The following is a 10,811-nucleotide window of genomic DNA, read 5'->3' on the forward strand; positions in this document are numbered from 1 at the left end:
ATGAGCAAGATTGAAGTCAAACACGTATCCAAAATATTTGGCGCCAACCCTCAGCAGGCATTAAAGAAAGTAGAAAATGGGGTTGGCAAGCAAGAGCTGATGGCTCAGCACAGTCACGCCTTGGGGCTTTTCGATATTAATTTGAGTATTGAAGCTGGTGAGATATTCGTCATTATGGGCTTATCTGGCTCAGGGAAATCCACACTGATTCGCCATTTTAACCGCTTGATTGAGCCGACGGCTGGGCAGATTATTGTTGATGGTGAAGACGTCACAGCGATGAATAAGGCCAAGTTGCGCGAATTTCGCCGCCGCACCATGAGCATGGTTTTCCAGCATTTTGGGCTGATGCCGCACCGCAGTGTACTTGATAATGTTGCTTATGGGCGCAAAGTTCGTGGTGAGAGTAAAGCTGAAGCACAAGAGAATGCTAAAAAGTGGCTGGAGCTGGTCGGCTTGGCAGGATTTGAAGGGCAGTATCCGTCGCAGCTTTCTGGCGGTCAGCAGCAGCGCGTTGGGCTAGCGCGAGCACTCGCTTCGGATAGTGATATTTTGCTCATGGATGAAGCTTTTTCAGCGCTTGATCCGTTAATTCGTTCGCAGATGCAGGAGCAGCTACTGGAGTTGCAGGAGCAGCTGCATAAAACCATCGTCTTTATTACTCACGATCTCGCTGAAGCATTGCGTATTGGCTCTCGGATTGCCATTTTGCGCGATGGCCAGGTCGAGCAAGTTGGTACACCCGAAGATATTTTGCTTAATCCGGCTAATGAGCACATTCGTGAATTCGTCAAAGATGTGAATCGTGCCAGTGTGCTTAATGTCGAAGCTGTGATGCGTAGCCCAAGAATTTATATTGATGAAATGCCTGTAGTAGAGGCGCTGCAAAAAATTCGCGAGCGTGGTTTGCGCTGGGCATGGGTCAAGCGTGGTGAAAATTGGCAGGGGCTGATTACAGAGAAGCAGCTTGAAACTGCAATAGAGCTTGGCAGTACAGCCAGCTTGGCTGAAATAGCGACCAAGCCAGCCAGTGTACGCGGCCATAACAGTATTGAAGAGCTATTGCCGATGGCTGTTGGCAATCAGTTTCCGGTGCCGGTGGTTGATGAGGATGGCCGCTTGAGTGGCGTTGTCGATCCGCAGGAAGTGGCAACATTAATTAACCGCTCCTGATACACAGTCCGTATAGCAGCTTTTATCTCTGATGGATGAGTGTAATTCTTATAGAATGCACTTTTCGCTTTGGAGAAGATCATGCAGAAAATGGTTCCGGGTTTAGTGATCGTTACGGTGATGGCTGCGCTGTCCATGGTGGCTGCAAAGCTGATTGGGCATTCGCTAAGCCCGCTGCTGGTGGCAATTGTACTGGGCATGATTTTGGGCAATACACTATACCCACGCTACGCTGCACCGTGTAGTAGCGGAGTGGAATTTGCCAAGAAGCGTATTCTGCGTACGGCGATCGTGCTGTACGGCTTTCGCCTTACTTTTGCTCAAGTTGCCCATTTGGGCTGGGCAGTGTTACTGCTTGATATTGTGATGGTCTTTGCGACGTTTATGCTGGCCCTATGGCTAGGGCGGCGCTTTTTCGGGCTGGATCGGGATACTTCTGCATTGATCGGCGCAGGTTCGGCAATTTGTGGTGCGGCAGCTGTGCTGGCGGTCGAGCCGGTACTCAAGTCACCAGCGTATAAAGTATCGGTAGCAGTCGCTACAGTGGTACTGTTCGGCACGATTGCGATGCTGCTTTATCCATTGTTGTATTCGCTCGGTGTATTGCCGTTTTCAGCGGATGTATTCGGGGTCTATATCGGTGCGTCAGTGCATGAAGTGGCGCAAGTGGTTGCTGCGGGCGGAGTGATCTCACCTGAAGTAGCAGATACAGCAGTACTGACCAAAATGGCTCGCGTTATGTTGCTTGCTCCGTTTTTACTGTTCCTCTCATGGATGATTGCTAAGTCCAATGGTGGCGCTAAGGAAAAAGCGCGTATCCAAGTGCCGTGGTTTGCACTGTGGTTCATTGTGATGATTGGCGTCAATTCCCTGCATGTTTTGCCCGAGGCACTGGTCGGCGCATTGGTGTGGATTGATACCTTGCTCCTCACCATGGCGATGGCTGCGCTGGGGCTCACCACGCGCTTCAAAGAAATGGCAACGGTTGGTGCTGCGCCATTTGCGTTAGCATCGTGTTTGTTTGCGTGGCTCGTCATCGGTGGCGGAGTCTTGACGTGGCTGTTTGTGTGAGCCAGAAATGAGCGAGTTCATCCGTGCTTTGGGCTTTTCAGTCAGTATCATTGCGCCAATTTTTGCGTTGATCTTGCTTGGTTGGTGGTTTAGGCGTCGTGATGAAATGCCACCATCATTAGTGACGGGGCTGAATTTGCTGCTATTTCGTTATGCTTTGCCCGCGCTACTGTTTTTCAGCGTACTCAATAATGAAGTAGAAATCTCCACCCAATGGCGTGCGATAGCTGCTGGTTATATCGCGGTATTGTTGCTTTATTTTGGTGCAAGCTGGTGGGGTAAGCGCCATATTGTGCGCAGTGCGGATCGTAGTGTATTTATTCAAGGCGTATTTCGCGGCAATTTGATCATCGTTGGGCTGGCACTGGCGACAGCTGTTTATGGTAATGATGGCGCGGGTATCGGTGCAGTAGTCGGCGGATCAATTGCTTTTTTGCTCAATATTTTGGCGGTGCTGTGCTTGCTGCAAGATGATGATGCACGACCAAGTTTGAGGCAGTGGGGTGGCAGATTTTTGCGCAATCCACTGATGGTCGCCATCACACTGGCGTTGATCGTCAAGGGCATTGGTATTCACCTGCCGGAAGTGGTGCTGCGCTTTGGTGATTATTTCACGCGCATGACTTTGCCACTGGCGCTGCTGTGTACTGGCGCGACGTTTGACCTGCGTGGTGTACTCGGTGCCGATAAGTTGGCGTGGTTGGCGAGCATCGGGCGGATGATTATCTCGCCATTGCTGTTTGTCGGCATTGGTCTGCTGCTCGGTGTGCGCGGTCAAGATTTAGGAATTTTGTTCTTGATGGGGGCTGCGCCTGCGGCAACTGCCGGTTATGTCATGGCAAAGGCGATGGGCGGCAATGATGTGATGGCGGCGAATATCATCGCCATCACCACAGCCGGCGCGTTACTTCTGCTTGCACCGACCATGGCGGTATTGCATATGCTTGGCTGGATGTAACTAGAACAGCGATCATGGCTTTATAGCACGTGCGATGAATGTGATTTTCTCCTTCGCTCGAGCTTGCTTGAAATGAATTCTGACTCTGAATTGTTTCGTGACTACTCTTTATGCTACATTTAATTTAACGAAATGCTAATGTTTGCTGCGCTTCTTTCTTTGAAGCAAGAGCAAAGAAGGCTTTTGATCGTTAGGTTGCAAATGCACCATCATTCACCAGGGAGAAATATTGTATGAAGATCAAACTTTGGCAGCAGATTCTGATTGGTCTGATTCTTGGCGTTATCGTCGGTAGTATCGCAGGGCAAGGTGTTCTAACAGACGAGATTCTTAAACCTATTGGCACGCTGTTTATTAATCTGATCAAAATGCTCGTTATTCCGCTTATTTTCTTTTCTCTGGTGGTTGGGATCATCAGTATGGGCAATGACGTCAAGCGGATTGGGCGTATCGGCGGGGCAACGTTCACTTTATATCTAGTCACTACAGCCTTTGCCATCACTATTGGCTTACTTATTGCCAATTTGCTTTCACCTGGAGATGGGCTTTCCATTCCAATCCCGGAAATTGGTTCGCATGATGGCGAGCAGCCAGGGACGTTACTCGGCAACTTTATGAATACTTTGGTTGGTATTGTGCCTGCTAATCCGATTAGTGCGCTTTCCAGCGGCAGTATTTTGCAAGTGATTTTCTTTGCCGTGATGTTTGGCATTGCGATTAATATCACAGGTGAAAAGGCTGAGCCTTTGCGTGGCTTTTTCAATGCCGGTGCTGAAGTTATGTATACCTTGACCCATATCGTCATGAAAGTTGCGCCTATTGGTGTGTTTGCATTGATGGCATGGGTTGCAGGTAAGTTTGGCCTCAGCGTATTGCTGCCACTGCTCAAGGTGATTATTGCTGTATATATCGCCTGTATTGTTCACGTTTTGATCGTTATCAGTGGTGGCGTCAAATTGTTGGGGCGTTTGTCTCCGGTGCGTTTTCTCAAAGATATGATTGAGCCCTTTAGTTTTGCATTTGTCTCGACCAGTAGCTCTGGTACGTTGCCGTTATCAATTGCTGCGGTGACAGATAAGCTGGGTGTTTCAAAGCGCATCGCCAACTTTGTTTTGCCACTTGGTGCGACGATTAATATGGATGGTACAGCTATCTATCAAGGTGTTTGCGCAGTGTTCATTGCTCAGGCATATGGTATTGATCTCAGTATGGCGCAATATGTCACGATTATCTTTACCTGTACTTTGGCTTCTATTGGTACAGCTGGTGTTCCGGGGGCCGGGTTGATTATGTTGTCAATGGTACTCAGTAGTGCAGGGCTGCCTTTGGACGGATTGGCCATGGTTGCAGGTATTGACCGTATCCTTGACATGGCGCGTACCAGCGTCAATGTACTTGGAGATTGCATGGTAGCGCTGATCATTGGTCGCCGTGAAAATGAGGTTGAAAATACACAAGCTGTTTAAGCCTGAAAAGTAGTTTTGGAATTGTCATGTAACGCTAAAACAATGCGTTATATTCTGTAACTGCTTTATCAATAATCTTCTATCATTGGTTTCAGCTGATGAATAAATAAAAAAGCAGGTGCGTTGAGCACCTGCTTTTTTATTACGCTATAAACGTGGCGAGTTAATTAGCCGGTGTTGCGCAATCCTGCTGCAAGGGCGTTAATTGAGCGTACCAGCGGGTCGTGAATGGCGACTTCGGCGTGTTCATCGCCGTTGTCTTGTGCCCGGCGCAGACGCTTGAGCAGCTCAATTTGGATGAGGTTGATCGGGTCGAGATATGGATCACGCCAGCGCAATGAGGCTGCGAGTTCGGGTTGGTGCGCGAGCAGGCTGTCTTGCTCGAGTAGCTGGTTAAGGCCGTCGAGGGTTTTGCTGTATTCGCCGTCGATAGCGTTCATGACAGTGCTGCGCAGGGCTTCATCGTGGCAGAGCTGGCTGTAGTCGTGCGCGATTGGCAGCTCGGCTTTGGTAAATGCCATCTCTATGTTGCTGATAAAGGCTTCAAAGAATGGCCAGTTGGCAAGCATGTCCTTGAGCAGTGGGCGTTCGTCCTCACTGACCGAATTGAGGGCACTACCAACGCCGTACCATGCGGGCATCATAAAGCGTGCGAGCGACCAGCCAAATACCCACGGAATGGCGCGGATGGTTTGCTTGGTTGGGTTGCCTTTTTTGCGGTGTGCAGGTCGTGAGCCAATATTGAGCAGGCTGATTTCCTTGACTGGTGTGGCTGCGGCAAAGAAGTCATAGAAACCTTCTGTGTGGTCGGTGAGTTGGCGGTAGGCTTCTTCGCCGGTGTTGGCGAGGCGTTCCATGAGTTTTTCGTACTCGGGCAGTGCCGCAGGGGTTGTGGCAAATTGAGTAGCGCTGGCTTTGAGTGCACCGGTGATGCCCATGGTGAGCTCGAATACGGCAGTTTCGGGGTTGGCGTATTTGGCATAAAGCACTTCACCTTGTTCGGTGAATTTGATTTGCCCTTGTAACGTACCCGGAGGTTGCGCTGCGATGGCTTTGTGAGTCGAGCCGCCACCGCGACTGACTGAGCCGCCACGCCCGTGGAAGAGGCGGGTTTTAAGTTTGTGGCGAGTGGCTATTTCGGTGATGTTTTGCTGGGCGCGGTAAAGCTGCCATGCGGAGGTGAGGATGCCGCCGTCTTTGGATGAATCCGAGTAACCGAGCATGATTTCCTGAATGTTACCTTGCTGGTGCAACAGTTCGCGGTAGCCTGCGTTGTCAAACAGAACAGGTAAGATATTATCGATGTTCTTGAGATCCTCGATAGTTTCGAACAGCGGTGCGATTGGTAGCGCAGCAAAAGGTTTGCCTTGTTCGTCGTGGCCAGAAAGGCCAGCGAAACGCATCAGGAAAAGTGCTTCGAGGATGTGGCTGGCGCGGTTGGTCATCGAGATGATGTAGCTGCCGAAGGTTCGCTTGCCAACCAATGCTCGCATGGTGGCAATGGTGCGCATGAGTGCGAGTTGCTCTTGAGTATCTTCGCTGAGATGTTCGGCGTAGAGCAGTGGTGCGCCGGGTTGGGCAATGAGTTTGCTCAGCTCTTCAAGGCGCTGTTCTTCGCTGAGGCTTTCGTAGTCTGGTAAGTTCGGGCAGTGCGCAAAGATATCGGCGATAACTTTGCTGTGGTGCGCGGATTCCTGACGAATATCGAGTGCCGCGAGGTGGAAACCACAGGTTTTGACCAGGCGGATAAGGTCAAGAATGTCGCCATCTGCTTGCTTGGGATCGTGCTCGGCAAGTGCGCTGCGGATTAGGCGTAGGTCAGCGAGTAGTTCATCAGGGTTGTGGTAAGCAAGTAGGGCAGCACGATCGTGTTTGCCGTTATTGCGGATATGCTTGAGGGTATAGCTGATTTTGCTGCCCATCAATCCAAGTAGGCGACGATAGGGTTCGTTGTTGTAGTCGTCAGGGTTGTAATCGTAATACTCGCGGTCAAGCTCGCCATAGTCATTGACGCGATTGCGCACCGCTGGGTCGATGTTGATCAGTGTGTCGCTATAGACGAGCTTTTGGCGTAGTGCTTTGAGGCGCTTTTTGTATTCGCTGAGTATGGTGTGGACGTGCATGTGCACAGCTTGAATGGTGGTTTCGTGAGTGACGAATGGGTTGCCGTCACGGTCGCCACCAATCCATGAACCAAAGCGTAAAAATGCCGGTACGCCGTCACTAGAAATATCGGGGTAGTAGGTGTCGCGGGCGCGTTGGAAATTGCGGTAAATTTGTGGGATAGCATCGAATAAGCTGGTTTTGAAGTAGTGCAGGCCGTTGTTGATTTCATCGTAGACCAGCGGCTTGCGGGTGCGAACTTCATCGGATGACCATAACATGTCAATGGCACTGGCGGTTTCATCAAATGCTTGTTTGTATGCTGCACTGTCGTTTGCTTTATCGGTCAGAGCATCGTTGTCTTGATAGATGCTTTGCAGCAGGTTCATGGTAGTGCGGCGGCGCGCTTCGGTAGGGTGCGCAGTGAATACAGGAATAAAGCGCAGCTGATCGATCAGGGTGCGGATTTGCTCGTTGCTGATATTGTTGTTCTTACACTGCGCAAAGGTATCGCGAAATGAACCTTCCCAATATTGGTCACTGTTTTGGCGCATGACGACGCGCGCTTGGTGCTGTTGGTCCTCTTCGGCGAGGTTGGCGAGAGAAAAATAAGTACTGAAGCCGCGAATGATGTGCTTAATGGTGTCGTTATCGAGCTCGGCAATGGCTTGGTTAAGCTGTGCCCGGCGTTCAGGGTTGGGTTGCATGCGCTCTTCGATAAAGCCCTTGCGCAGATACTCAATGGTATCGAGCGTTTCTTTGCCAGCTTGGCGGGTAATTGCATCGCCGAGCAGTTCGCCGAGTAAACGGATGCGGTCGCGCAGGTTTTGGGCTTGGTCACTCATTAAGGTTCTCCTGAAAGGAAAGAAATTCAACCAAGCATCATAGCGCAAGCAAGGCTGTAATTGAATGGATTTAGCTGCTATCAGCGCAATGATTCGATGTGGTAAAGGTATTTTTATCTACTGGACGTGAATGGCCGAGAAACTGGGGAGAGTTGATCAAATATCAATTAAATTCATGAAGTTGTTATATTTAATAATCATTTGTGTTTGTAACATGTTAACTCTATAATTACTTCCAGTTCATGTAGCAGTCATTTGACTGTTAATGCTTGGTTTTTAATGCGATCAGATGATCGGGAGACGTAATTATGTTAGTGACTTTTTTAATTATGCTGCGTGAGGGCGTCGAAGCGGCGCTGATCGTTGGCATTGTAGCGAGCTTTTTAAAGCAGAGCGGGCATCCGCAGATGATCGCCAAGGTATGGATTGGCGTCGTTTTGGCAGTAGTGCTGTGTGCGCTGTTTGGCTGGGTGATTTATAAGGGAACCGGTGAAATGCCAAAGCAGCAGCAAGGGCTGGTTGCCGGATGTATTGCTTTATTTGCGGTCGGGATGCTGACCTATATGATCTTGTGGATGAAAAAAGCTGCAAGATCGATGAAAAAGCAGCTGCAGGATTCAGTTGAGGCAGCACTTAACCACAGTAAGGGCTACGGCTGGGCATTGGTTGGCATGGCATTTCTCGCCGTAGCACGTGAAGGCATCGAGACGGTATTCTTCCTGCTCGCTATCTTCCAGCAGGGCTACTCTTCTAATATGCCACTTGGCGCGGTGCTCGGGTTGGCGGTGGCGATTGTCATCGGTTGGTTGATTTATGAAGGTGGCGTGCGCATCAATTTGGCGAAGTTTTTCCGCTGGACGGGTATTTTCCTGATTTTCGTTGCCGCAGGCTTATTTGCTGGCGCATTCCGTGGCTTGCATACCGCTGGACTGTGGAATATTGGACAGGAAGTATTGTTTGACTGGTCGCATGTGCTTAGCGAAAACAGTGCATTTGGTGCGTTGATTAGCGGTGTATTTGGTTACAAGGATCATCCGACGGTAAGTGATGTTGTGCTGTATTTTGCTTACTTGATTCCGGTGATGTTCTTGTTCTTGCGTAATAGTAGTCAGAAGCCACCCGCAGCGGTTGCGCAATCTTGATTATAGATATTTTTAGATCTATGTTTAAGGCCACCCTAGGGTGGCCTTTTTTATGAAAAATTCAAAGTAGATGGTCAAGAAAAGTATTGGTAAGGAGAAAATGGCTGAGAAGGGATATGTTTATGTATTGGCTTCTGATCATTGTGAGAGCGTAAAAATTGGCGGTAGCATTTATCCACCTGCCAAAAGGCTGAAGGAAGTTAACCAATCAGAACCGTATAAAAGCCTAGGACCTTGGCAGTTGGTGGATTTTAGAGAGGTCCTTGATTGGCGGAAAGTTGAGTACTTCTTACATTACGCATTTCGAGAGTTGCAAGACCGGGATATTGTCGGCCAAAGAGAATTATTTCGAGTGTCTCTTAAGCGAGTACGAGAAGCTTTATATCAAATTGATGATGAAGTTGTGGTTGCAAAGCCAAAAATAGAAAGGTTGTTCAATGATGTGGATTTTCTCCATTATCTATCCAGGCTATTTGTCCTTTCTGGTTTGACAAATTGGTTAAGTTATCAAGGTGCGTGGACACTGTGTTTGTATCCTTCTACGGAGGGAGGTCGTTATTTCACGATTAATATAGGTTCGCATGAGGTGGCTTTTACTACTTTGGGTCGGCGCGATAAATCCATGGAGCACTTTGTGGTTATGGATAAATTGATTATGGACTTTCCTGAGGTTCTTGAATGGGTTGAAAAACATCAAGGGTTTATTGTTAATAGCCACTATCGGTCTGCTTTAATGCGAGCTGTATCGGTGAGATTTGAAGGAGATTTTAATGATGCCCAAGCTTTTCTAAATCTGACTGGTGTCCGTAGGGCACTTCTTGCCTATTGGCACGATGGGCTATTTACCATGCAAGCTAGAAATAGCTTCAGTGTTTACGCAAAATCACATAACTACAATGCTGTGGCTGAGCTGGCTCAGTTTGTCCGTGATCAGGGCTACTGAGCCAGTCATCTTTTATAAGCTAGCAGTTAATCCCCATCGGCTTCGAGGATTTTTGCCATGACCGGCAATGCTTGAATAAGGTTGCTGTAGTAGCTGGTTTGCAGGTCATTGGTGGTGTCGTAAAGTGGTCTGGTTGCTTCAGTATTAAAGTCAAAGCCAGGTTTATTGAGTTTGATGGTTTGCTGCTGCGCTTGTGTGAGCAGTTGTTGGCTAGCGGTGAGTTGCTTTTCGGCGTCATAGAATGCTGCGAGCTGACGGAAGTTCGGGTATTCCTGCTCACCAATCAGTTGGTTCTGCGTCTCAAAAATAGCGCCAATGGCGGTTAGGCTTAAGCCACTGAGGTGGTATTCAGCGCGGCTTGGATCTGGGCGTCCTGCGTATTTTTTGGTTAGGCCAGCTGGGTCGCCAATGCGCCAGTCTTTGGTTTTGAAGGTCTGGCTGGCGAGTGCGTTGGCAAGTAGGGAGAGCGCTTTGCTTGGCTCGTTGATAAAGTCTTCCCGGTGTGTTTTGTAGGTGTCATCAATTTTATTCAGTCCGTCACAGATGTGGCTGATGATAACGGGAGAGAGTGCTAGCTGGCGCGCGTTAAGCTCGTCGTTTTGATAAAGGACGATTTGCAATGCGTTGATGGTCTTTGATTGATTGCTGAATAATGCCGTTTTTGGATCACTACTACTGCGTAAAATTCTTTCCATTTTCTTGTTGAAATCGCCTTTCCCGACGTGGAAAGTGTCTATGTAATATTGTGGGTAGTCGATGGCAGCTTCGTCCAAATCTCCGGCGATGTAAGTAGATTGTACGGCTGCCCAGCCGGTTACGAGATTCTTAAATGCATCGTCAATGGCTTTGCTGCGCTTGCCTGGCGTGGCTTGTTGGATTTGAGTTTCCATGTCCTGGCAGACGGCAACGGCATTATCGGCATTTTTTTGAATGATATTGTCGTAAATGGACGCTAGTGCTTCACCTTGTTGTTGGTTGGGATCTTTGATGAATAAAGCCAGTGCGGCGAGACCAATCAGTGCGGCGATAATGAGCAATTTTTTCATATTGATTCTCGAGTTGGCGAAGTGTTTGTTAATAAGGGGTAATATTATAAGTCATCACCTGAAG

The 10,811-nt window shown here is 48.8% G+C and carries 8 protein-coding genes; 6 read left to right on the top strand and 2 right to left on the bottom strand.

From position 1 onward, the window contains the following. The 4 genes from KRX19_10730 to KRX19_10745 all read left to right on the top strand — a co-directional run bounded on the left by KRX19_10730 (position 1) and on the right by KRX19_10745 (position 4,668). Positions 1-1,173 (top strand): glycine betaine/L-proline ABC transporter ATP-binding protein, encoded by a 1,173-nt coding sequence (locus KRX19_10730; GenBank protein MBV7435497.1) that lies wholly within the window; start codon positions 1-3, stop codon positions 1,171-1,173. 81 nt (positions 1,174-1,254) lie between these two features. Continuing rightward, positions 1,255-2,244 (top strand): YeiH family protein, encoded by a 990-nt coding sequence (locus KRX19_10735; protein MBV7435498.1) that lies wholly within the window; start codon positions 1,255-1,257, stop codon positions 2,242-2,244. A 7-nt stretch (positions 2,245-2,251) separates the two neighbouring features. Next, positions 2,252-3,202, top strand: coding sequence for an AEC family transporter (locus KRX19_10740; GenBank protein ID MBV7435499.1), 951 nt, complete (start codon positions 2,252-2,254; stop codon positions 3,200-3,202). A gap of 233 nt (positions 3,203-3,435) precedes the next feature. Then, positions 3,436-4,668: a dicarboxylate/amino acid:cation symporter gene (locus tag KRX19_10745; protein MBV7435500.1), complete on the top strand. Its 1,233-nt coding sequence runs from the start codon at positions 3,436-3,438 to the stop codon at positions 4,666-4,668. Positions 4,669-4,835: 167 nt separating this feature from the next. Here KRX19_10745 and ppc read toward each other — a convergent pair whose 3' ends face one another. Continuing rightward, positions 4,836-7,616: a phosphoenolpyruvate carboxylase gene (gene ppc, locus KRX19_10750; GenBank protein MBV7435501.1), complete on the bottom strand. Its 2,781-nt coding sequence runs from the start codon at positions 7,614-7,616 to the stop codon at positions 4,836-4,838. 308 nt (positions 7,617-7,924) lie between these two features. Between ppc and KRX19_10755 the strand changes: the two genes are divergently transcribed. Next, positions 7,925-8,758, top strand: coding sequence for an FTR1 family protein (locus KRX19_10755; GenBank protein ID MBV7435502.1), 834 nt, complete (start codon positions 7,925-7,927; stop codon positions 8,756-8,758). 100 nt (positions 8,759-8,858) lie between these two features. Next, positions 8,859-9,701 (top strand): GIY-YIG nuclease family protein, encoded by an 843-nt coding sequence (locus KRX19_10760; protein MBV7435503.1) that lies wholly within the window; start codon positions 8,859-8,861, stop codon positions 9,699-9,701. A gap of 26 nt (positions 9,702-9,727) precedes the next feature. Here the strand turns inward: KRX19_10760 and KRX19_10765 are convergent, their stop codons facing one another. After that, positions 9,728-10,747 carry a hypothetical protein gene (locus tag KRX19_10765; GenBank protein MBV7435504.1) on the bottom strand — a complete coding sequence of 340 codons (1,020 nt, stop codon included), beginning with the start codon at positions 10,745-10,747 and terminating at the stop codon, positions 9,728-9,730. Positions 10,748-10,811 lie beyond the last annotated feature (64 nt).

The organism is Cardiobacteriaceae bacterium TAE3-ERU3 (genome assembly GCA_019218315.1).
GTDB lineage: Bacteria > Pseudomonadota > Gammaproteobacteria > Cardiobacteriales > Cardiobacteriaceae > JAHUUI01.